The sequence below is a fragment of the Pseudomonas sp. 02C 26 genome (genome assembly GCF_002843585.1).
Classification (GTDB): domain Bacteria; phylum Pseudomonadota; class Gammaproteobacteria; order Pseudomonadales; family Pseudomonadaceae; genus Aquipseudomonas; species Aquipseudomonas shirazensis.
In genome coordinates this window covers 1,691,438-1,713,957 of record NZ_CP025262.1, presented here as the reverse complement: position 1 = coordinate 1,713,957, position 22,520 = coordinate 1,691,438, and the positions used below count along the sequence as shown (strand labels likewise).

At 60.6% G+C, this 22,520-nt stretch carries 17 protein-coding genes; 2 read left to right on the top strand and 15 right to left on the bottom strand.

Annotated elements, in window-relative coordinates; all coding sequences use genetic code 11:
• Nucleotides 1–43: 43 nt before the first annotated feature.
• From CXQ80_RS07820 to CXQ80_RS07800, 5 genes are all read right to left on the bottom strand, one after another.
• Nucleotides 44–808, bottom strand: a complete 765-nt coding sequence (locus CXQ80_RS07820; protein ID WP_101318155.1) for a DUF599 domain-containing protein — start codon at nucleotides 806–808, stop codon at nucleotides 44–46.
• A 126-nt stretch (nucleotides 809–934) separates the two neighbouring features.
• Nucleotides 935–2,371 carry an efflux transporter outer membrane subunit gene (locus tag CXQ80_RS07815; protein WP_101318153.1) on the bottom strand — a complete coding sequence of 479 codons (1,437 nt, stop codon included), beginning with the start codon at nucleotides 2,369–2,371 and terminating at the stop codon, nucleotides 935–937.
• The gene (locus CXQ80_RS07810) at nucleotides 2,368–5,475 is read right to left on the bottom strand and encodes a MexW/MexI family multidrug efflux RND transporter permease subunit (protein ID WP_101318151.1); all 3,108 of its coding nucleotides are present in this window, start codon (nucleotides 5,473–5,475) and stop codon (nucleotides 2,368–2,370) included. Before CXQ80_RS07810 ends, CXQ80_RS07815 begins: the two co-directional genes overlap by 4 nt.
• Complete coding sequence (locus tag CXQ80_RS07805; protein WP_101318149.1) at nucleotides 5,472–6,593, bottom strand: efflux RND transporter periplasmic adaptor subunit; 1,122 nt, start codon at nucleotides 6,591–6,593, stop codon at nucleotides 5,472–5,474. Before CXQ80_RS07805 ends, CXQ80_RS07810 begins: the two co-directional genes overlap by 4 nt.
• A 35-nt stretch (nucleotides 6,594–6,628) precedes the next feature.
• Nucleotides 6,629–7,231, bottom strand: coding sequence for a DUF2165 family protein (locus CXQ80_RS07800; RefSeq protein WP_256585708.1), 603 nt, complete (start codon nucleotides 7,229–7,231; stop codon nucleotides 6,629–6,631).
• Between the two features lie 50 nt (nucleotides 7,232–7,281).
• Between CXQ80_RS07800 and soxR the strand changes: the two genes are divergently transcribed.
• Nucleotides 7,282–7,746, top strand: coding sequence for a redox-sensitive transcriptional activator SoxR (gene soxR, locus CXQ80_RS07795; RefSeq protein WP_101318145.1), 465 nt, complete (start codon nucleotides 7,282–7,284; stop codon nucleotides 7,744–7,746).
• A gap of 122 nt (nucleotides 7,747–7,868) precedes the next feature.
• On the opposite strand, the gene brnQ is transcribed toward soxR, so the two are convergent.
• From brnQ to sdhC, 10 genes are all read right to left on the bottom strand, one after another.
• Nucleotides 7,869–9,182: a branched-chain amino acid transport system II carrier protein gene (gene brnQ, locus CXQ80_RS07790; protein ID WP_101318143.1), complete on the bottom strand. Its 1,314-nt coding sequence runs from the start codon at nucleotides 9,180–9,182 to the stop codon at nucleotides 7,869–7,871.
• A gap of 310 nt (nucleotides 9,183–9,492) precedes the next feature.
• Nucleotides 9,493–10,377 (bottom strand): succinate--CoA ligase subunit alpha, encoded by an 885-nt coding sequence (gene sucD / locus CXQ80_RS07785; RefSeq protein WP_101318141.1) that lies wholly within the window; start codon nucleotides 10,375–10,377, stop codon nucleotides 9,493–9,495.
• Nucleotides 10,377–11,543, bottom strand: coding sequence for an ADP-forming succinate--CoA ligase subunit beta (gene sucC, locus CXQ80_RS07780; protein ID WP_008091914.1), 1,167 nt, complete (start codon nucleotides 11,541–11,543; stop codon nucleotides 10,377–10,379). The genes sucD and sucC overlap by 1 nt, the downstream gene beginning before the upstream one ends.
• A gap of 173 nt (nucleotides 11,544–11,716) precedes the next feature.
• The gene (gene lpdA / locus CXQ80_RS07775) at nucleotides 11,717–13,153 is read right to left on the bottom strand and encodes a dihydrolipoyl dehydrogenase (protein WP_101318139.1); all 1,437 of its coding nucleotides are present in this window, start codon (nucleotides 13,151–13,153) and stop codon (nucleotides 11,717–11,719) included.
• Nucleotides 13,154–13,245: 92 nt separating this feature from the next.
• Nucleotides 13,246–14,475, bottom strand: a complete 1,230-nt coding sequence (gene odhB, locus CXQ80_RS07770; RefSeq protein WP_101318137.1) for a 2-oxoglutarate dehydrogenase complex dihydrolipoyllysine-residue succinyltransferase — start codon at nucleotides 14,473–14,475, stop codon at nucleotides 13,246–13,248.
• Nucleotides 14,476–14,517: 42 nt separating this feature from the next.
• Nucleotides 14,518–17,349, bottom strand: a complete 2,832-nt coding sequence (locus CXQ80_RS07765; protein WP_101318135.1) for a 2-oxoglutarate dehydrogenase E1 component — start codon at nucleotides 17,347–17,349, stop codon at nucleotides 14,518–14,520.
• A 245-nt stretch (nucleotides 17,350–17,594) separates the two neighbouring features.
• Entirely contained in the window at nucleotides 17,595–18,299 is a 705-nt protein-coding gene (locus CXQ80_RS07760; RefSeq protein WP_101318133.1) for a succinate dehydrogenase iron-sulfur subunit, read from the bottom strand.
• Between the two features lie 12 nt (nucleotides 18,300–18,311).
• A complete protein-coding gene (sdhA, locus tag CXQ80_RS07755; protein WP_101318131.1) occupies nucleotides 18,312–20,084 on the bottom strand; it encodes a succinate dehydrogenase flavoprotein subunit in 1,773 nt (590 codons plus the stop codon).
• Nucleotides 20,085–20,087: 3 nt separating this feature from the next.
• The gene (gene sdhD / locus CXQ80_RS07750; protein WP_101318128.1) at nucleotides 20,088–20,456 is read right to left on the bottom strand and encodes a succinate dehydrogenase, hydrophobic membrane anchor protein; all 369 of its coding nucleotides are present in this window, start codon (nucleotides 20,454–20,456) and stop codon (nucleotides 20,088–20,090) included.
• Nucleotides 20,450–20,836, bottom strand: coding sequence for a succinate dehydrogenase, cytochrome b556 subunit (sdhC, locus tag CXQ80_RS07745; protein ID WP_178080755.1), 387 nt, complete (start codon nucleotides 20,834–20,836; stop codon nucleotides 20,450–20,452). Before sdhC ends, sdhD begins: the two co-directional genes overlap by 7 nt.
• Before the next feature lie 350 nt (nucleotides 20,837–21,186).
• Here sdhC and gltA point away from each other — a divergent pair, with 350 nt between their 5' ends.
• On the top strand, nucleotides 21,187–22,476 hold the full coding sequence (gltA, locus tag CXQ80_RS07740) for a citrate synthase (protein WP_101318124.1): 1,290 nt from the start codon (nucleotides 21,187–21,189) through the stop codon (nucleotides 22,474–22,476).
• Nucleotides 22,477–22,520 lie beyond the last annotated feature (44 nt).

Genomic DNA, 22,520 nt, shown 5'->3' with positions numbered 1-22,520 from the left:
CACTAAAAAACCCGACATTGTCGGGTTTTTTTATGCCTGAAGTTTAACGATTAATCGTTTCAGTCAACACCGCGGTCGGCTCTTTCGGCGCGTCACCAGGGACACTTTCAGTCGGCGTGAACACCATCACTTCCAATACATCGGAGTGGAACTCGCGGCGATAAAGAATCAGCACTACGCCGAAGCTGACGACCATGAACAGCCACGGGTTGATGAACCAGGTCAACATGGCCATGCCGAAGTAGTAGGCGCGCAAGCCCAAGTTGAACTGGTTGGCCGCAAGTGACAGCACCCGTGCTGCCCGCGCGGCAAATGCCTTGCGCTCAAGCTCGTTGACCAGGCGCTCGCCGATCATCGGCGCCGAGCCCACCAGCACCGCTGCAAAGTTGTACTGGCGCATGCACCAGCTGAAGGTGAAGAAGGCGTAGACGAACACCGCCGCCAGGCCCAACAGCTTCACTTCCGACATGCCCTGCGAAGCCACCTGCACATACGGCAGGTCGGCCAGCAGCGATACGGCGCGGTCCGACGCCCCCAGCACCGTGAGGATACCGGCAAGGATGATCAACGTGCTGGAAGCGAAGAACGATGCATTGCGCTCAAGGTTGCCGATCACACTGGCATCGGCAATGCGGTTGTCGCGCAGCAGCATGCGCCGCATCCAGTCTTCCCGATAGAGGTGCAGAACGCTGGCCAGGCAGGCCGTATCGCGGCCCTTCCAGATTGCGTAGCGGGTGTAACCACCCCAGCACAGGGCAAACCAGCAGACTGCCAACAGGTTGCTCAGGTTGCTTTGGATAAAGCTCATGCAGGTTCTCGACCGTTCAGGTGCACAAAAGGATATCGGTTTCGACGCCCGAATGTGGCAAAAGACACGCGTTGAACTACAAAAGCTGCGCCCCCTCGCCAACCACCCAGGTTGCCACGCTTCGGCTCACACGCCTGCACCTGCAGTGAGCGCCTGCGGCGCATGACCAGGGCCTGCTGCACCCCAACCCAATGCCTTGTAAAGGGCGATGACGTGGACATACGAGGCTGTCTCCGCCTGGGCAAGCTCCTGCTGGATCTCGAACAGGGCGCGTTGATTTTCCAGCACTGCCACGTAGCTGCCCGAGCCCGCGCGATAGCGCGCCATCGCGATGTCGAGTGCTGCCTGGCCATGAGTGGCCGATTGCAGCATCCTGGCCACACGCGTTTGTTGCTGGGTGAGCTGGGTAACAGCGTGCTCAACCTCCTCCTGAGCCTGCAGCAAGGACTGCTCGTAGCCTGCCAGGGCGCCCTCCGATAGCGCCTGCGCCCCGCGCAAGCGCGCACGCGCGCTGCCCAGGCGCAGTGCAGGCCAGCTGACGCCAGGCGCAACCTCGAATGCGCGTGATGCGCTGCCGATGGTGTTGCCGCCCAAGGCGATGAACCCGATGAAGCCACCCAGGTCCACACGCGGGTACAGTTCGGCAGTCGCAGCGCCGACGCCTTCAGTGCTCGCTGCCAGCAAGCGCTCGGCACGCACCACGTCGGGCCTGGCGCGGATCAGGCGATCGACGTCGCCCAGCGGTAATTGCCTGACCAGAGGTGGCGATGATGGCGCGTCGAAGTTGACTGAATGGTGGCCTGGCCGATAACCCGTCAGCACATCGAGCCGTAAGCGCATTTGCTCAAGCATTACTGCCAGCGGCGGAATGGCGGCCTCGCTGCGCAACAGGTTGGCGCGGGCGTTCTCCAGATCCTCCGGGGAGCCGCTGCCCGACATTACGCGGGCCTGGACCAACTGCAGCGTTTCTTGCCAGCTCTGTGCCTGCGCTCGAGCCAGTTGCAGTCTGCGCTGCGCGCCTTGGCCCTCGTAATAGGCACGCGCAACTTCGGCGGCAATGGTCAGTTGGATCAAGTCCAATTCTGCCTGCATTGCCTGCGAACGAGCTTGTGCCGACTGGCTCAGGCGGTTCAGGCGCCCGAACAAATCGATCTCCCACTGAGCATCGAAACCTGTCCGCCAGCTTTCGCTCAGCCTGCGTTCAACCTTACCGTCAGCGTCGGCTTGTTGCGCGATGCTGCGCAGATAGCCAGCTTGCGCGGTGACGGTGGGCAGTCGATCCAGGCGGCGTTCATCGGACACCGCGCGAGAAGCCTGCAGGTTGGCCTGGGCCTGGCGAATGTCATGGTTGTGCGTCAGTGCCGTGGAGATAAGCTGAGTGAGCCGCTGTTCATCGAAGAACGTCCACCACGGCGCCTGACTCAGCGCCGCATTGAACTGGCTCGCCTGCTTGCTCTGCACTGCAATCGGCGGCGTGACAGGTTGAACGTATTGCGGTCCTACCGCGCAGCCGAGCACCGCGCTGACACTGGCCATCAAGACCCATGGGTAGAGTTTTTTCATGATGCGCTCCCCTGCTCCGCTGCGCCCTCACAAGTATCGACTTCGGCAAGTTGTCGTGCGCGAAGGGTCGTGGCGCTGGCCGAGTGGTTGCGGGCCAGCAGCGTGTACACCGTGGGCAACACGAACAAGGTGAAGAGCGTACCGACCAGCATCCCCGACACGATCACCACACCCAACCCGAAGCGGCTGTTGGCACCCGCACCACTGGCGAACAACAAAGGCACCAGCCCCACCACCATTGCCGCAGTGGTCATCAGCACCGGCCGCAGGCGAATCTGTGCCGCACGCAGAATGGCCGTGTGCCGGTTCAGCCCTTCATGCGCCTGCAGCTCATTGGCGAACTCGACCATGAGGATGCCGTGCTTGCTGATCAGACCAATCAGGGTCACCAGGCCGATTTGGGTATAGATGTTCAAGGTGGCAAAGCCCAGCGCCAACGGCAGCAATGCGCCGCAAAGCGATAGCGGCACGGTGATCAGGATGATCAACGGGTCGATCAGGCTTTCGTACTGTGCGGCCAGCACCAGGTAAATGATCACCAGCGCCGCGAGGAACGCGAACACCAGCGCGCTGCCTTCATGCACGTACTGGCGGGCATCGGATTGCCAGTCATGGCTGAAGCCGGCCGGCAGGCTGCTCGCCACCCCCTCGAGAAAGGCCACGGCCTCGCCAAGTGATACACCCGCCGCAGGGATGGCCTGCAAGGTAGCGGCATTTTGCTGGTTGAACTGCGTCAACTTGTTGGGCTCTACCTGCATCGCTACCTGCACGACGGTCGACAGCGGCACCAGCGTTTGATCCTGTGTGCGCACGAACTGGCGCGCCAACCCCTGCGGAGTAAGGCGCTGATTGCCCACGCTCTGCGGAATTACATCATAGGAGCGGCCCTCCAGGCCGAAACGGTTGACGTAGTTCTCACCGACCAGTACCGCCAGCGATTCACCGATGTCCTGCATGCTTATACCAAGGCTGTTGGCCTTGGCGCGATCAATGCGCACCTGCACCACCGGACTGTTGTAATCGAGGTCACTGTCGACCACGGCAAACAGGCCGCTGTCTCGTGCGCGCTGTTTGATCTCCTCCATTGTCTGGTAAAGCAGCGCATGGCCCTGTGGGCTGCGCAGCACCATCTGCACCGGCAGGCCGCCGGTAGAACCGGGCAACGCCGCTAACTGGAAGGCAAAGATACTGGTGCCTTCGACTTCATTGACGGCGCCCTGCAGTTGCGCCTGGATCTGCGCGGCTGATCGTTCGCGCTCGCCCCAGGTCGACAGGTTGATGCCACCGATGCTGGAGGCCACGCCGTCGCTGCCGTTGATGATCCAGGTGCTGACGGTCTCCGGGATGCTTGCATAGACGGCATCGAGTTTATGGGCAAAACGTTCCACATAGTCCAGATTTGCATGCTGCGGCGCCTTGATCGCAGTCAGCACGTTGGCCTGATCCTCAGCGGGTGCCAGCTCGCGCTGCGGCAACTGATACAGCAGCGGCAGGCTCACGCACACCAGCAGCGCGAACCCGGCAGTGGCCCAGCGGTGGCTCAGGGAAATACTCAACAGCTGGCCATAGTGTCGCGCCAAACCAGCAAAGAACTGCTCGGCGGCATGCGCCATGCGCCCTTCCTGCTGTCTGGCTGGCAACAGCAACGAGCTCATGACCGGCGACAGGGTCAGGGCAACCACGCCCGACACCACCACCGCGCCGGCCAGGGTCAAAGCAAACTCCTTGAACAATGCGCCCGTCAGGCCGGCCATCAGCCCAATCGGCGCATACACCGCCGCGAGGGTAATGGTCATGGCGATCACCGGCCCGGCCACCTCACGCGCGCCGATCAACGCAGCGGCGACCGGTGACTTGCCCGCCGCGATGTGCCGATGGACGTTTTCGACCACCACGATGGCATCGTCCACCACCAGCCCGATGGCCAGCACCATGGCCAGCAGCGTCAGCAAGTTGATGCTGAAGCCGAAAGCCAGCATCAAACCTGCGGCGCCCAGCATCGACAGCGGAATGGTCGCCACCGGGATCAACACGGTGCGCAACGAGCCAAGGCACAGATAGATCACCACTACGACCACGAGCAAGGCTTCGAGCAAGGTACGCATGACCTCATCGATCGACGCCTCGATGAACCGCGAAGTCTCGAAGGCCAGTTCGACCTGCACGCCGGGCGGCAGGGTCTGGCGGATCTGCGGCAGCAGTTCCTTGATCCCTGCGACGATCACCAGTGGGTTGCTAGCCGGGGTCGGAAACAGCCCCAGGTGTACCGCGGGCGTGCCATCCATCAAGCCGCTGGTTTCCGACGCTGCTGCTCCCAGCTCGACCGTGCCGACGTCCTTCAACTTCACCAGGCGGTTGCCGTCGTTGTGAATTACCAGCTCGCGAAATTCGGCGACGCTGGCAAGATCGGTATTGACCCGCACGCTCGACACCACGTACTGGCCCTTGACCTTGCCGGGTGCGGCCTGAAAGTTGTTGCGCCGCACAGCCTGCGCGACATCGGCAGCGGTCAACCCGCGTGCAGCCAAGCGGTCGGCGTCCAGCCACAACCGCATCGCGAGCCGTTGCCCGCCGAACACCTCGACCTTGGCAACGCCTTCGATGGTGGAGAACATCGGCTCCACCACCCGCGCCAGGTAGTCGGTCATCGCTGGCGTAGCGAGCGTTGCGCTGGAGAAACCAACATAAGCGACGGCGGTGGAGTCGCCGGACGAGCGTTCGATCACCGGATCATAGGCCTGCGCCGGCAGCTTGTAGCGAACCTGATTGACCTTGGCCATGACCTCGGTCAGCGCCTGGGTCGAGTCGCGGTTGAGCTCCATCCTGAGGGTGACCAGGCTGCGCCCCTGCACCGAGGAGGACGATAGATAGTCAATGCCCTCGACGGACGACACCGCTTGCGCAATCGGCTGGGTAACGAAGCCTTGCATCAGCTCCGACGATGCTCCCGGATACTCGGTCATGACCGTGATGGTCGAGCTTTCCAGCATGGGGTATTGGCGGATCGGCAGCTTGCCCACTGCGAGCAAGCCCAGCAGCAGAATCAGCGTGCTGACAACCAAGGCGAGCACCGGACGGCGCACGAAAACATCGGTAAATTTCATGGCGACACCTGTGCGATATCGCTGGCAAGCGGATCTGGTGCGGCCAAGGTGTCATGCGTGACCTCCTCGACGGCCATGCCATCGCTGAGCTTGAGCTGCCCGGAGGTGACCACCCGATCTCCTTTGCGCAGGCCCTTGTCGATCTCCACGCGACCATCGCGCCGCTCGCCGGCCTCGACGGCGACACGCTTGACCACCAGCATCTGCTGGTCGTTGCGTTCCGCCACGAATACCGTGTCGCCATAGGCTGTGTAAGTCACCGCCGTTTCCGGAATGGTGAGCACCGGCTGCGTCTCGGCGAGCGCCACCTGGATGCTCGCGTACATACCGGCCTTGAGCAGGCTGTCGGGGTTGGTCAGCGTGGCTTGCACCTGGACCGTACGCGAGCGGTCGATCAACGGATCAATCGCGCTTACCTTTGCCTGGAAACTGCGACCAGGATAAGCATCGACCAGTAGCTCGACCGGCTGCCCGACGTAGAGGCCTGGGCTGCTTTGCTCGGCGAGCGAGAAGTTGGCGTGAAGCGTACGCGCGTCGACCAGGCTGACGATTGCATCACCAGCGTTCAGGTACTGGCCTTCATGCACACGGCGGATGCCAACCACCCCGGAGAATGGCGCACGAATAGCCTTTTGTGCGATCAACGCCTCATTCTGCCGTAGCGCGCCGAGGGCCATGTCATGTGCCGCGCGTGCGTCGTCGAGCTGCTCCTGGGTCGCGGCGTTTTGCGCGACCAGGCTGCGGGTGCGTGCGAGCGCTGTCTGCGCATTACGCAGCTGTGCCTGAAGGCGTATGCGCTCGGCTTGCTCGGGTGCGTCATTGAGTTGCAGCAGTAACTCACCCGCGGCAACCGCCTGCCCCGAGGTGAACGAGATCTTGGTCACCCGACCACCGACCTCCGCCGGCACCTGCACCTGGCGAGCGGCTTCCAGCCCGGCGATTGCGGAGATGCTACTCGAAGCGTTGCCGTGCTCGACGGTAGCGAGCGCGACCTTGGTCAATGCAGTCACTCCAGCTGTGTCTGCAGTGTCTTCGAAATTACCCGCTGCGTAGAGCGCAGCGCACAGGATGAGGGCACACGCTGCGATGGCGAGGGCACGGGTCGTTTTTGTATGCATGGCGAAGAGGCTCCTGGTCTCGGACTTGGTTCGGTTCATGCCCAGCGGCCGTTGAACAGGAAAAAGCTGCCCAACGTCCAGATCAGTAACGCCAGGTGACCGCGTTGCAGGTCGTCTTCGCGAATCCAGTAAGCGAACCAAAGGCCGCCCAGATGCATGGCCAACAGGCAGCCAGTGAAAGCGCTCAGGGCAACGTTGAGCCAAGGACGGGCTTGGTCCAGGCCGCCGCCGATAAGCAACAGGTAACACCCGATCCAGCACGCAAGCAAAGCAACGCACTTCAGCACCAGCAGCACGGACACGGCCAGGCGATGCCAGCGCACGGAGGTCAGCGCACGCTCCGACAGGATCGAATGGATAGCGGGAGGTTGTTGCAGCGACGTCATCGACATCGTCACCCCCACCGCGTGGACCAACTCACGAAACCCGCGCAGGTTATCGATCACAGCGATCGTCAGCCAAATGGCCAGGCCGACTGCGTACAGCGACTGAAACAGCCACACAGAACTATCCAAACTCATAGAAGTGCCTTTATCCGTAGTAGTGCTATTACCCGTTGCCGCTGCAAACGGCTGCCATTGCAGCCAGCCCGCACGGGAGCACGCGCCGATCCCGCGGCGCGCACGCAGATTTGCCAAATGCAGCGCGAGGCACTCTAATACCTCAAGTTATCTTGAGGTCAAGCACCATGGACAAAGAACTCGAATCGACCGGCCCCTACCGGACATTGAGCGTCGGCGAGGTGGCCAGGCGCAGCGGCGTAGCGGTCTCTACCCTGCACTTCTATGAGTCCAAAGGGTTGATCACGAGCACGCGCAGCGAAGGTAATCAGCGCCGCTACTCGGCAATCATGTTGCGCTATATCGCCATCATCAAAGTGGCACAGCGCACCGGGATTTCCCTGGAGTCCATCCGCGCAGCGTTCAGCCAGTACCCGGTCGGCAGCAAACTCACCGCGGCGCAGTGGAAGGTGATGTCGTCCCAGTGGAAGGCCAACCTCGATGAGCGCATTGAACGGCTGACGAGATTGCGGAACGAACTGGACAGTTGCATAGGTTGCGGCTGTCTATCGCTGGATGACTGCCCGTTGCGCAACCCAGGTGATGTACTCGGTGAAGCAGGCCCTGGCCCGCAGATCCTGGAACGCTCCTAGTTGCACATTGTAAGCCACGCATAAAAAAACCCCGGGTCCTGACGGACACGGGGTTTTGTCATTCAGCTGCAGCAAACGCCCAAGCGGCTTGTGGCCAGCGCTCGCCAAAAGCTGTCAGTGCGTCACGCCAGGACCTCGCGCGGCTTGCCCAGCATCCAGTCGCAAAGCATCGCCGCGCCGAGGGTCAGCGCCGAAGGTACCAACCACGCCAGGCCTTGTTCGCTAAGCGGCAGATGCGCTACGGCATCCGGCAGGATGTGCGCGAGCGAAGTGCCTTTGATCGCGTCGACCATGCCGAACAACAACGACACCGCCATCACCGGACCCATGATACGCACCGGCGAGTTCCAGATCCCTTTGCAGAAGCTCAGCGCCACCAGCACGATGCATGGTGGATAGATTGCCGTCAGCAACGGGATCGAGAACATGATCAGCTTGGTCAGGCCAAGGTTGGAAACCACCAGCGAGAAACCGGCCAGGATCACCACAAGCGTGCGGTACGACAGCGGCAGAATCTGGCTGAAGTACTCGGCACAGGCGCAGGTCAGGCCAACCGCAGTCACCAGGCAGGCCAACGCGATCAAAACCGCCAGGAAGCCGCTACCAAGCGAGCCAAAGGTGTGTTGCACGTAGGCATGCAGCACGGCCGCGCCGTTGGTAGCTTCAGCGGCGATGTCATGGCTGCCGGCACCGAGGCGGAACAGGCTGATGTACACCAGTGCCAGCCCTAACCCGGCGATCAGGCCAGCGATGATTGCATAGCGGGTGATCAGCTTTGGCGACTCTACGCCACGCGAGCGGATCGCGTTGACGATGACGATACCGAAGACCAGCGCCCCGAGGGTGTCCATGGTCAGGTAGCCATTGATGAAACCCTGCGAGAACGGCGCGGCAACGTAAGCCGGCTGTGCTTCGCCGATGGTCCCGGCAGGCAGCGCAAACGCAGCGATACCCAGGGCCGCCAGGGCGAGGATCTTCAGCGGTGCAAGGAAGCGGCCCACGGTATCGAGCAGCTTGCCGGGGTACATGGACACTGCCAGCACGATGATGAAGTACACCAGGCTGTAGATGAACAACGCCAGCGGGCTTTCACCGGTCAACGGCGCTACGCCCACTTCGAACGACACCGTCGCCGTACGTGGGGTGGCGAACAGCGGGCCGACCGACAGGTAGCAGACCGCCGCCAGCAGGCCACCGAAGAACTTGCCGATCGGGCTGCTCAACGCGTCCATGCCGCCGCCGACCTTGGCCAGGGCAACCACGGTGATGACCGGCAGGCCTACTGCAGTGACGAGGAAGCCCAAGGCTGCCATCCACACGTGCGGGCCTGACTGCAAGCCAACGATCGGCGGGAAGATGATGTTGCCGGCGCCGACGAACAGCGCAAACGTCATAAAGCCAAGCGCCAGAATATCCTGGCCTTTGAGAACTTTCATTTAAGGAAATACCACACTACTGAAATCGGGATTTAGAGAGGGATTTCCCCTTGGATGAGGGAAATATGGGACCGTCCGGGTGGGACAGACCTTTTTGACATACCCGCGCCCTTTTGGGGCGCCGACACGAAAGTGGGCGACAGTGTAACCAAGTTGCACCCCGACTGCACGGCTGGCTGACGAGGTGTCTCGCCAATGCAATTGGCTGTCGCGGTTATGAACGACAGCCCCGCTGAGCTGACTTGCAGGGCTGCTGAAACGACAAAGGCCACCCGAAGGTGGCCTCTGTGCGCGTGGGGGGTCTAGCGTATTACTTCTTGGCTTCCCAGCCAGTCAGCTCGGCCAGGGCCTTGCCGATGTCGGCCAGCGAACGCACGGTTTTGACACCTGCGTCCTGCAGCGCTGCAAACTTCTCGTCTGCAGTGCCTTTGCCGCCAGAGATGATTGCACCAGCGTGACCCATACGCTTGCCCGCAGGAGCGGTAACACCAGCGATGTAGGAAACGACCGGCTTGGTCACGTTGGCTTTGATGTAGGCAGCGGCTTCTTCTTCAGCCGAACCGCCGATCTCGCCGATCATGACGATCGCTTCGGTCTGCGGGTCTTCCTGGAACAGCTTCAGGATGTCGATGAAGTTCGAGCCTGGGATCGGATCACCGCCGATGCCGACGCAGGTCGACTGGCCGAAGCCGGCGTCGGTGGTCTGCTTGACAGCTTCGTAGGTCAGGGTGCCGGAACGCGACACGATACCGACCTTGCCTGGCAAGTGGATGTGACCTGGCATGATGCCGATCTTGCACTCGCCCGGAGTGATCACGCCTGGGCAGTTAGGGCCGATCAGGGTAACACCCAGTTCGTCGCACTTGACCTTGGCATCCAGCATGTCCAGGGTAGGAATGCCTTCGGTGATGCAGACGATCAGCTTGATGCCGCCCAAGGCTGCTTCAAGGATCGAGTCCTTGCAGAAAGGAGCTGGAACGTAGATGACCGAAGCGTCAGCGCCGGTAGCTTCTACAGCTTCTTTCACAGTGTTGAACACTGGCAGGCCCAGGTGAGTGGTGCCGCCCTTGCCCGGAGTCACGCCGCCAACCATCTTGGTGCCGTAGGCGATGGCTTGTTCGGAGTGGAAAGTGCCCTGCGAGCCGGTGAAGCCCTGGCAGATGACTTTGGTGTCTTTATTGATCAGGACGCTCATTACTTGCCCTCCGCAGCTTTGACAACTTGTTGAGCAGCGTCGGTCAGGCTGGTTGCAGCAATGATGTTCAAACCGCTTTCTGCCAGTACTTTAGCGCCGAGCTCGGCATTGTTGCCTTCCAGACGGACGACAACCGGTACCTTGACGCCGACTTCTTTCACAGCGCCGATGATGCCTTCGGCAATCATGTCGCAGCGAACGATGCCGCCGAAGATGTTGACCAGTACGGCCGCGACATTGCTGTCGGACAGGATGATCTTGAAAGCTTCGGTCACGCGCTCTTTGGTAGCACCACCACCTACGTCGAGGAAGTTGGCTGGCTTGCCGCCGTGCAGGTTGACGATGTCCATGGTACCCATGGCCAGGCCAGCACCGTTGACCATGCAACCGATGTTGCCTTCCAGCGCTACGTAGTTCAGCTCGAAGCTGGCAGCGTGGGCTTCACGAGGATCGTCCTGGGACGGGTCGTGGAAGGTCTTCAGCTTAGGCTGACGGTACATTGCGTTGGCATCGATGTTGATTTTGGCATCGAGGCAATGCAGGTCGCCGTCGGCCTTGATGACCAGCGGGTTGACTTCCAGCAGGGCCAGGTCGTGTTCTTTGAACAGCTTGGCCAGGCCTACGAAAATCTTGGCGAACTGTGCAACTTGCTTGCCTTCCAGACCCAGCTGGAACGCCAGTTCACGACCCTGGAATGGCTGAGCGCCAACCAGTGGATCGATAGTAGCCTTGATGATCTTCTCAGGAGTTTCGTGAGCGACTTTCTCGATGTCCACGCCACCTTCGGTGGAAGCCATGAACACGATACGACGGCTCGAACGATCGACTACAGCGCCCAGATACAGCTCTTTGGCGATGTCAGTGCAGGACTCGACCAGGATCTTGGTCACTGGCTGACCGTTGGCGTCAGTCTGGTAAGTCACCAGACGCTTGCCCAACCACTGTGCAGCGAACGCCTTGGCGTCTTCTTTGCTGCGAACCAGCTTGACGCCGCCCGCTTTACCGCGACCACCTGCGTGAACCTGGGCTTTTACAACCCACTCGGAACCGCCGATCTTGTCGCAGGCTTCTGCTGCTGCTTCAGGGGTGTCGACTGCGAAACCCTTGGAAACTGGCAGGCCGTATTCAGCGAACAGCTGCTTACCCTGATACTCGTGAAGATTCATGCTTTATACCGTCTTCGTTAGGTACTGCGCTTCGGCGCTGCGCCAACAATGGCGCCGCACCACCTGTGACCGTTAAACCTTCGGGTGGTCCCGAAGGTCCGGTCCGGCGGACGTTCCGCGGTGAGTCATGCACGCAGGACTCACGACGGGCGACCCGCCGTGGTTTCTTATAATTAACGCTTCTTGCGGTTGGCGACGTGAATGGCACCGCCATTCACAGCCAGAGCGGCTTCATGCAGCGCTTCGGACAGGGTCGGATGGCTGAACACCATCATGCCGATGTCTTCGGCGCTGGTGCCGAATTCCATTGCGATTGCGCCCTGCTGAACCAGTTCGGCAGCCGATGGGCCAATCACGTGCACACCCAGAACGCGGTCGGTCTTGGCATCGGCGATGACCTTGACGAAACCACCGGTGTCGTTGGCAGCCATCGCACGGCCGCTGGCCGCGAACGGGAAGGTGCCCACGTTAACCTCTACGCCTTCAGCCTTCAAGGCTTGTTCGGTCTTGCCGACCCAAGCGATTTCCGGGTGGGTGTAGATAACCGATGGGATCAGGTCGTAGTTCATCTGAGCCTTGTGGCCCTTGATGCGCTCGACAACCATGATGCCCTCTTCCGAGGCCTTGTGCGCCAGCATCATGCCACGCACCACGTCACCGATGGCGTACACGCCCGGCACGCTGGTTGCGCAGTAGTCATCGACGAAGATGTAGCCGCGCTCGTCGATGTCGACGCCGCTGTCGGCAGACAGCAGTTCGGTGGTCACTGGACGACGGCCGACCGCAACGATCAGCTTGTCGAAGGTGATCTTCTGCTCGCCGTTGGCATCGGTGTAAGTCACTTCGACTTCGTTGCCGTTGACTTGCGAGCCGGTCACGCGAGCGCCCAGCTTGATGTCCAGGCCTTGCTTGGTCAGGGTCTTCTGGGCTTCCTTGGCAACTGCAGTATCGGCAGCCATGAGGAAGGTATCCAGAGCTTCCAGGACAGTTACCTGAGCACCCAGACGCGACCATACCGAACCCAGTTCCAGGCCGATCACGCCAGCGCCGATCACGCCCAGACGCTGCGGAACGGTCTGGAATTCCAGGGCACCGGTGGAGTCGACGATGACGTTCTGGTCGACCGGAGCCGGCGGAATGTCGATCGGACGCGAGCCGGAGGCCAGGATCACGTTTTCGGCTTCGATGATTTCGGTAGTGCCGTCAGCCTTGGTGACTTCGACTTTCTTGCCAGCCAGCAGTTTGCCGTGGCCCTGGATCGAAGTAACACCGTTGGCCTTGAACAGGGTGGCAACACCGCTGGTCAGGTTCTTCACGATGCCAGCCTTGCGGCCAACCATGGCAGCAACGTCCATCTTCACTTCGCCAGTGGAGATACCGTGAACGTTGAAGCTTTCTTTGGCTTCCTTGTATTTCCAGGAGCTGTCCAGCAGCGCCTTGGAAGGAATGCAACCGACGTTCAGGCAGGTACCGCCCAAGGCCAGTTTGCCTTCGGCGTCGGTGTACTTCTCGATGCAGGCGGTGCTCAAGCCAAGCTGAGCGGCCTTGATCGCGGCAACGTAGCCACCAGGGCCTGCACCAATCACTACCACGTCGAATTTCTGGGTCATAAAAGATTCCTTTTCAGCTACAAGCTGCAAGCCTCAAGCGGCAAGCGACGGGCTCGCACGGGAGCCGGCCGGTTGCCGCTTGCAGCTGCGTGTTAGATGTCCAGCAGCAGACGAGCCGGGTCTTCCAGCAGGTTCTTGATGGTGACCAGGAAGGTTACTGCTTCCTTGCCATCGATCAGACGGTGATCGTAGGACAGCGCCAGGTACATCATCGGGCGAATGGCAACCTGACCATTGACCGCCATCGGACGCTGGATGATGTTGTGCATGCCCAGAATAGCCGCCTGCGGCGGGTTGACGATCGGGGTCGACATCATCGAGCCGAATGTACCACCGTTGGTGATGGTGAAGGTACCGCCGGTCATGTCTTCGATGCCCAGCTTGCCGTCACGAGCCTTCTTGCCGAAGGTGGCGATGCCGTTCTCGATTTCAGCCAGGCTCATCTGCTCGGCGTTGCGCAGTACTGGAACCACCAGGCCACGGTCACTGGAGACGGCAACGCCGACGTCAGCAAAGCCGTGGTAGACGATGTCGGTGCCGTCGATCGAGGCGTTGACTGCCGGGTAGCGCTTGAGCGCCTCGGTAGCGGCCTTGACGAAGAACGACATGAAGCCCAGGCGTACGCCGTTGTGGGACTTCTCGAACAGGTCCTTGTACTTCGAACGCAGAGCCATGACTTCGGTCATGTCGACTTCGTTGAAGGTGGTCAGCATCGCCATGTTCGACTGGGCTTCGACCAGACGCTCGGCGATCTTGGCGCGCAGACGGGTCATCGGCACACGCTTCTCGGTACGGTCGCCAGTGGCGGTCAGTACTGGAGCGGCAGCAGCAGCGGCTGGCTTGGCAGCAGGAGCCGCGGCAGGCGCGGACTTCTTGTTGGCAACGGCAGCAACCACGTCTTCCTTGGTGATACGACCGCCTTTGCCAGTGCCGGCGACGGTAGCCAGATCGATACCGCCTTCTTCAGCCAGCTTGCGCGCGGCCGGTGCAGCGATCGGGTCGTCTTCGCCAGCGTCGGCAGCAGCGGCCGGGGCAGCGCCGCCAGCAGCAGGCGCGGCAACAGCAGGTGCAGCGGCAGCAGCGCCGCCTTCAACGATCGAGCCCAGCAGTTCGTCGGAGAGGACGGTGTCGCCCTCGCCCTTGACGATCGGGCCGAGTACGCCGTCGGCAGTGGCGAGCACTTCCAGGACGACTTTGTCGGTTTCGATGTCAACGATCAGCTCGTCACGCTTGACGGCGTCGCCCGGCTGTTTGTGCCAGGTGGCAACGGTGCCGTCGGCAACCGATTCCGGGAAGGTTGGGGCTTTGATCTCGATAGCCATTAGCAGTGTTTCCTTAAATTCGGTTTCAGGTGCGCGAAAGCATTAAACAGTGAAGGCGTCTTGCAGCAGTTTTTCCTGCTGTTCGGCGTGCTTCGATGCGTAACCACAGGCTGGCGCGGCAGAAGCGTCGCGGCCGGCGTATTCCAGGACCAGTGCCTTGTTGTGGCGGCCCAGGATACGGCGCATGTGGTGCTGGCTGCTGTACCAGGCGCCTTGGTTCATTGGCTCTTCCTGGCACCAGACGGCGGCCTTGAGGTTGCTGTACGGCGCCAGGATTTCGACCAGGTCGTCTTCCGGGAACGGATACAGCTGCTCGATACGCACGATGGCGATATCTTCGCGGCCTTCGGCACGGCGTTTTTCCAGCAGGTCGTAGTAGACCTTGCCACTGCACAGGATCAAGCGTTCGACCTTGGCCGGATCGAGGGTATCGATTTCCGGGATCACGGTCTGGAACGAGCCTTCTGCCAGGTCTTCCAAGGTCGACACGGCCAGCTTGTGGCGCAGCAGCGACTTCGGCGTCAGGACCACCAGCGGCTTGCGCAGCGGGCGGATCACCTGGCGACGCAGCAGGTGGTAGATCTGTGCCGGAGTGGTCGGTACGCACACCTGGATGTTGTGCTCGGCGCACAGCTGCAGGTAACGCTCCAGACGCGCCGAGGAGTGCTCAGGACCCTGGCCTTCGTAGCCGTGCGGCAGCAGCATGGTCAGACCGCACAGACGGCCCCACTTGTGCTCGCCACTGGTGATGAACTGGTCGATCACCACTTGCGCACCGTTGGCGAAGTCGCCGAACTGGGCTTCCCAGATCACCAGCGCGTTTGGCTGAGTGGTCGAGTAACCGTATTCGAACGCCAGAACTGCTTCCTCGGACAGGAACGAATCGTACAGGTCGAAACGTGGCTGGCCCGGGTACAGGTTCTGCAGCGGGATATAGGTGCTGGCGTCCTTCTGGTTGTGCAACACCGCATGGCGGTGCGAGAAGGTGCCGCGGCCGATATCCTGACCGGTCATGCGGATCGGGTGACCTTCGAAGGCCAACGTGGCGTACGCCATGGTTTCGGCATAGCCCCAGTTGATCGGCAAGCCACCGGCCTGCATCTTCTGGCGGTCTTCGTAGATCTTCGACACCTGACGCTGCACGACGAAGCCTTCCGGCATCTCCAGCAGTTTGGCCGACAGGTCCTGCAAGGTCTTGAGGTCGAAACGGGTGTCGTGACGCGCGGTCCAGGCATGGCCCAGGTATGGACGCCAGTCGACGAACAGTTCGCGGTTCGGCTCCTTGACCAGGCTCTTGACCACATGCAGACCGTTGTCCAGTGCGTTGCGGTACTCGTCGATCTTGGCCTGAGCACGCTCGGCATCGACACGACCGGCCTGGATCAGCGACTCGGCGTACAGCTCACGGGTGGTGCGCTGCTTACTGATCTGCTGATACATCAGTGGCTGGGTGCCGTTAGGCTCGTCCGCTTCGTTGTGGCCGCGGCGACGGTAGCAGACCAGGTCAACCACCACGTCACGCTTGAACTGCATGCGGTAATCGATGGCCAGCTGGGTCACGAACAGCACTGCTTCCGGATCATCACCGTTGACGTGCAGGATCGGCGCCTGAATCATCTTGGCGACGTCGGTGCAGTACTCGGTGGAACGCGAGTCGAGCGGGTTGCTGATGGTGAAACCAACCTGGTTGTTGATCACGATGTGCACGGTACCGCCGGTCTTGAAACCGCGGGTCTGCGACATCTGGAAGGTTTCCAGCACCACACCCTGGCCAGCGAACGCAGCATCACCGTGAATCGAGATCGGCAGTACCTTGTCGCCAACGCTGTCGTTGCGACGGTCCTGACGGGCGCGCACCGAACCCTCCACCACTGGCGAGACGATTTCCAGGTGGGACGGGTTGAACGCCATGGCCAGGTGAACTTCACCACCCGGGGTCATCACGTTCGACGAGAAGCCCTGGTGATATTTAACGTCACCCGAGCCCAGCTCGTTCATCTTCTTGCCTTCGAACTCGTCGAACAGCTCGCGCGGGTTCTTGCCGAAGGTATTGACCAGCACGTTCAGCCGGCCACGGTGGGCCATGCCGATCACGACTTCCTTGGTGCCGTAGGAGCCCGAGCGCTGGATCATTTCGTCCAGCATCGGGATCAGGCTCTCGCCGCCTTCCAGACCGAAGCGCTTGGTACCTGGATACTTGGTGCCCAGATACTTCTCGAGGCCTTCACCTGCGGTGACACGCTCAAGCAGATGCGCCTGCACATCAGCGGAAAACTCCGGACGCCCACGCACGCTTTCGAGACGCTGCTGGAACCAGCTACGCTGCTCGGAATCGACGATATGGGTGAACTCGGCGCCGATGGTGCGACAATATGTCTTCTCCAGCGCATCGTGAATTTCGCGTAGGCTCGCTTCCTCTTTGCCGATGAACAGGTCGCCGGCACGGAAGGTCGTATCAAGATCGGCATTGGTCAAGCCGTAGTGATTGATCGACAGGTCTACGGGCGCAGGGCGCTGCCACAACCCCAACGGGTCGAGCTTGGCAGCCTGATGGCCGCGCATACGATAGGCCTGGATCAGTCGCAGAACTTCAACCTGCTTCTTCTCGTGTTCGCTGCTCACGCTCCCGGCGGAAACCGGTTGAGCGCGGCGCTGGTTCTTTGCCAGCAGTACGAAATGGTCGCGGATTGTCGAGTGCGATACATCGGTAGCGGTGCTGCCGTCGGCGGGCAACTTCTGGAAGTAGGTGCGCCACTCTTCTGGCACAGCGTTAGGGTCGTGCAGGTAGAGTTCGTAGAGCTCTTCCACATATGCAGCGTTACCACCTGAAAGGTGGGCGCTTTCCCACATGCGCTGCATCACGCTTTCTTGCATGCTTGGTCACCCTCGTTCGGGGACGAATCGGCAAGTACCTCAATACGCATGAGAAAGCCCGAGAACAGCGACCAATCACGCCACCGAGGATCCTGCAGATTTTCCGGGTACCAGCCCGGAAGCCCCTGCTGGTCTCAAATCTTCATAGGTAATGGGCGTGGGCCTTATCGACCCCTGCCCGGGTTTCACCTCCGCGCGGGCTCACCACCCGCGCTTCAGTGTCTTGCACTTGCTACAGCTGTGTATCAGGTGCCGCTTTGCAGCAGCATGTTACGTACGTGACCGATTGCCTTGGTCGGATTCAGACCTTTAGGGCAAACGTTTACGCAGTTCATGATCCCGCGGCAGCGGAATACGCTGAACGGGTCATCCAGGGACGCCAGGCGCTCCTGAGTTTTCGTGTCGCGGCTGTCGGCCAGGAAGCGATAGGCCTGCAGCAGTGCAGCTGGACCGAGGAACTTGTCCGGGTTCCACCAGAACGACGGGCAGGAAGTCGAGCAGCAAGCGCACAGGATGCACTCGTACAGACCGTCCAGCTTCTCGCGCTCTTCTGGCGATTGCAGGCGTTCGATAGCCGGAGCTGGCGAATCGTTCTGCAGGAATGGCTTCACCTTCTCGTACTGCTTGTAGAAGATGCTCATATCGACGACCAGGTCACGGATAACTGGCAGGCCCGGCAGCGGACGCACGACCAATTTGTTACCTTTTACTACGGCAGACAGCGGCGTGATGCACGCCAGACCGTTCTTGCCGTTGATGTTCATGCCGTCGGAACCACAGACGCCTTCACGGCAGGAGCGACGATAGGAGAAACCTTCGTCCTGCTCCTTGATGAGTGCCAGCACGTCCAGCACCATCAGGTCCTTGCCACCGGTGTCGACTTCGAAAATCTGAGTTTTCGGCGCCGAGTCGGTGTCCGGGTTGTAGCGATATACTTCGACTTTCAACATAGCGGCCACCCCTTAGTAAGTCCGGATTTTTGGCTCAAACGCCGGTACGGTCTTCGGTGCGAAGTTGACTGCGCGCTTGGCAACCCGCTTCTCACCTGGGAAGAACAGGGTGTGGCACAGCCAGTTTTCGTCGTCACGATCTTCGAAGTCTTCACGGGCGTGAGCACCGCGCGACTCTTTACGCACTTCTGCGGCAATCGCAGTAGCTTCGGCAACTTCCAGCAGGTTCTGCAGCTCCAGCGCTTCGATCCGCGCGGTGTTGAAGGCCTGGGACTTGTCGTTGATCTTGACGTTGCCAATACGCTCGCGCAGCTGAGCCAGCTGCTCGATGCCCTTCTGCATGTATTCGCCGGTGCGGAACACGCCGAAGTAGTTCTGCATGCAGCTTTGCAGCTCGCGACGCAGGGTAGCCACGTCTTCGCCATCGGTGCGCTGATTGAGCTTGTTCAAGCGGCTCAGGGCGACTTCGATGTCGGTGTCGCTGGCGTCGGTGTAGGTGATGCCGTCGGACAGCGCTTTTTCCAGGTGCAGACCAGCAGCACGACCGAACACCACCAGGTCGAGCAGCGAGTTGCCGCCCAGGCGGTTGGCGCCGTGAACCGATACGCAAGCCACTTCACCCACGGCGAACAAGCCCGGGATGATCTGGTCGACGCCGTCGGCGTCCTGGGTCATGGCCTGACCATGAATGTTGGTGGCAACGCCGCCCATCATGTAGTGGCAGGTTGGTACGACCGGCACCGGCGCGACCACTGGGTCGACGTGGGCGAAGGTCTTGGACAGCTCGCAGATACCTGGCAGACGGCTGTGCAGCACTTCTTCGCCGAGGTGGTCGAGCTTGAGCATCACGTGGTCGCCATTCGGACCACAGCCGTTACCGGCGATGATTTCCTTGACCATCGAGCGGGCCACAACGTCACGACCAGCAAGGTCTTTGGCGTTAGGCGCATAGCGCTCCATGAAACGCTCGCCGTGCTTGTTGATCAGGTAACCGCCTTCACCACGGCAACCTTCGGTGACCAGCACACCAGCGCCGGCGATGCCGGTCGGGTGGAACTGCCACATTTCGATGTCTTGTACCGGAACGCCTGCGCGCAGGGCCATGCCGATACCGTCACCGGTGTTGATCAGGGCATTGGTGGTCGACGCGTAGATACGGCCCGCACCGCCAGTCGCCAGTACAGTGGCCTTGGCCTTGATGTACAGGGTTTCGCCGGTTTCGATGCAGATCGCGATCACACCAACGAATGCGCCGTCCTGGTTTTTCACCAGATCGACTGCGTAGTACTCATTGAGGAAGGTGGTGCCGGCTTTCAGGTTGCCCTGGTACAGGGTGTGCAGCAGCGCGTGACCGGTACGGTCGGAAGCTGCGCAGGTGCGCGCCGCCTGACCGCCCTTGCCGAAGTCCTTGGACTGGCCACCGAACGGACGCTGGTAGATACGGCCAGTTTCGGTACGCGAGAACGGCAGACCCATGTGGTCCAGCTCGAACACCGCAGCCGGGCCTTCCTGACACATGTATTCGATAGCGTCCTGGTCACCAATGTAGTCCGACCCCTTGACGGTGTCGTACATGTGCCAGCGCCAATCGTCGTTCGGGTCAGCCGAGGCGATTGCGCAGGTGATGCCGCCTTGGGCGGATACAGTGTGCGAGCGGGTCGGGAAGACCTTGGTGATCACGGCAGTCTTGTGACCGCCCTGGGCCAGCTGCAGCGCAGCGCGCATGCCGGCACCGCCACCACCAACAATGATGGCGTCGAATGAAATCGTTGGAATCATAGCCATGAATCAGATACCCCAGAGAATCTGCACACCCCAGACGAAGTAAGCGAACATCGCAACGCCGCATACCGCCTGGAACAGGAAACGAATCGCAGTCGCCGACTTGCCCAGCGCCATTGGCGTCAGGTAGTCAGTGGCGATGGTCCACATGCCGACCCAGGCGTGAGCGCCAAGGGCCACCAGGGCCAACAGACTGAAGATTCGCATCGCATTGTTGGAGAACAGAGCGTGCCACTGGGCAAACTCGATACCCGGGTGGGCGACGAGGTAGCCGATCAGGAAGATGAAGTAAGCCGCGAGAACGACCGCAGATACGCGCTGCGCCATCCAGTCATAGAGGCCCGAACGCGAGAGGTTCGTGACGTTAGTTACCATATCCAAACTCCTGCCAGCACGATCACCACTACGGAAACAGCGATGATGATTTTCGAGCCCAGTCTTCCGCCTTCCAGTGTCTCACCGACGCCCATGTCCATGATCAAATGGCGCACACCGGCAACCAGGTGATACAGCAAGGCAGAGAGGAGACCCCACGCCACGAACTTGGCCAGCGGACTGGTCAAGCACGCCTTCACCTCGCCGAAACCTTCCTCCGAACCCAGGGATTTGCTCAATGCGTAAAGCATGATCGCCAAGCCCAGGAAGAGAATGATGCCGGAGACACGGTGCAGGAATGACGTAATACCGGTAATGGGGAGTTTGATGGTCCTTAGGTCTAGGTTTACAGGTCGTTGGCTTTTCACGGCTTTTTTCACACTGAAGAGCCCCAAGCTAACAGGGCAAAGTTGTTGGTAAGTGTACTGGTCAGGTACCCACCACCCAGAGAACGGCGACCCCCAGCAATCGGGCTTGCAAGCCCTTGGCGGTCGGCTGCCGAGTATAGACAGTTAGGCTGCTTATGACAACGTGATGGGCTAGCCCAAATAGCGCATTGCCTTTAGCGAACAAAAGGCGTAAACGGGCGCCAATTTCTTGAAAAATCAGGCCTTAGGGGGTGATTCAACCCACCTTTAGGCAAATTGACATCTGAATTTATCCCTCTATAGTGGTGCGGGCCCTGCGTGGGGGGTCTGTCTGATGATTTCAAGCATTAATAGGAGGCCACATGGCTGACAAAAAAGCGCAGTTGGTCATCGAGGGCGCAGCCCCCGTCGAGCTGCCCATTTTAACCGGCACCGTTGGTCCCGATGTAATCGACGTCCGCGGGTTGGGGGCTTCTGGTCACTTCACCTTCGACCCAGGTTTCATGGCGACTGCCTCGTGCGAGTCGAAGATCACCTACATTGACGGCGACAAGGGCATCCTGCTGCACCGCGGCTACCCGATCGAGCAGCTCGCCGAGCAATCGGACTACCTCGAAACCTGCTACCTGCTGCTCAACGGCGAACTGCCGAATGCCGAGCAGAAGGCGCAGTTCGTCAGCACCGTCAAGAACCACACCATGGTTCACGAGCAGCTGAAGTCGTTCTTCAACGGTTTCCGCCGCGACGCTCACCCGATGGCGGTGATGTGCGGTGTGGTCGGCGCCCTCTCGGCGTTCTACCACGACTCCCTGGATATCAATAACCCGCAACACCGCGAAATTTCCGCGGTGCGCCTGGTCGCAAAAATGCCGACCCTGGCCGCGATGGTTTACAAGTACTCCATGGGCCAGCCGATGATGTACCCGCGCAACGACCTGTCGTACGCGGAAAACTTCCTGCACATGATGTTCAACACCCCGTGCGAGATCAAACCGATCAGCCCGGTGCTGGCCAAGGCGATGGACCGGATCTTCATCCTCCACGCCGACCACGAGCAGAACGCTTCGACCTCCACCGTACGTCTGGCCGGCTCGTCGGGTGCCAACCCGTTCGCCTGTATCGCAGCCGGCATCGCCGCACTGTGGGGCCCGGCTCACGGCGGCGCCAACGAAGCCGTACTGACCATGCTCGATGAAATCGGCGATGTTTCCAACATCGACACCTTCATCGCCAAGGCCAAGGACAAGAACGATCCGTTCAAGTTGATGGGCTTCGGTCACCGCGTCTACAAGAACCGTGACCCGCGCGCCACCGTGATGAAGCAGACCTGCGACGAAGTCCTGCGCGAGCTGGGCATCAAGGACGACCCGCAACTGCAATTGGCCATGCGCCTTGAAGAGATCGCTCTGACCGATCCGTACTTCATCGAGCGCTCGCTGTATCCGAACGTCGACTTCTACTCGGGGATCATCCTCAAGGCGATCGGCATTCCGACCAGCATGTTCACCGTGATCTTTGCCCTGGCACGTACTGTCGGCTGGATCTCGCACTGGAAAGAAATGCTCTCCAGCCCGTACAAGATTGGCCGTCCACGCCAGCTGTACACCGGTGAGCCGCAGCGCGATATCGTCAACCTGACGGATCGCAAGTAAGCATCGCTGGTTTGATGCTGAATGCGTAAAAAAGGCTGCCCTCG

Bases quoted from the DNA above. Each gene is read 5' to 3' on its own strand.
- CXQ80_RS07820 (WP_101318155.1), bottom strand. From the start codon at position 808: ATGAGCTTTATCCAAAGCAACCTGAGCAACCTGTTGGCAGTCTGCTGG.
- CXQ80_RS07815 (WP_101318153.1), bottom strand. From the start codon at position 2,371: ATGAAAAAACTCTACCCATGGGTCTTGATGGCCAGTGTCAGCGCGGTG.
- CXQ80_RS07810 (WP_101318151.1), bottom strand. From the start codon at position 5,475: ATGAAATTTACCGATGTTTTCGTGCGCCGTCCGGTGCTCGCCTTGGTT.
- CXQ80_RS07805 (WP_101318149.1), bottom strand. From the start codon at position 6,593: ATGCATACAAAAACGACCCGTGCCCTCGCCATCGCAGCGTGTGCCCTC.
- soxR (WP_101318145.1), top strand. From the start codon at position 7,282: ATGGACAAAGAACTCGAATCGACCGGCCCCTACCGGACATTGAGCGTC.
- brnQ (WP_101318143.1), bottom strand. From the start codon at position 9,182: ATGAAAGTTCTCAAAGGCCAGGATATTCTGGCGCTTGGCTTTATGACG.
- sucD (WP_101318141.1), bottom strand. From the start codon at position 10,377: ATGAGCGTCCTGATCAATAAAGACACCAAAGTCATCTGCCAGGGCTTC.
- sucC (WP_008091914.1), bottom strand. From the start codon at position 11,543: ATGAATCTTCACGAGTATCAGGGTAAGCAGCTGTTCGCTGAATACGGC.
- lpdA (WP_101318139.1), bottom strand. From the start codon at position 13,153: ATGACCCAGAAATTCGACGTGGTAGTGATTGGTGCAGGCCCTGGTGGC.
- odhB (WP_101318137.1), bottom strand. From the start codon at position 14,475: ATGGCTATCGAGATCAAAGCCCCAACCTTCCCGGAATCGGTTGCCGAC.
- CXQ80_RS07765 (WP_101318135.1), bottom strand. From the start codon at position 17,349: ATGCAAGAAAGCGTGATGCAGCGCATGTGGGAAAGCGCCCACCTTTCA.
- CXQ80_RS07760 (WP_101318133.1), bottom strand. From the start codon at position 18,299: ATGTTGAAAGTCGAAGTATATCGCTACAACCCGGACACCGACTCGGCG.
- sdhA (WP_101318131.1), bottom strand. From the start codon at position 20,084: ATGGCTATGATTCCAACGATTTCATTCGACGCCATCATTGTTGGTGGT.
- sdhD (WP_101318128.1), bottom strand. From the start codon at position 20,456: ATGGTAACTAACGTCACGAACCTCTCGCGTTCGGGCCTCTATGACTGG.
- gltA (WP_101318124.1), top strand. From the start codon at position 21,187: ATGGCTGACAAAAAAGCGCAGTTGGTCATCGAGGGCGCAGCCCCCGTC.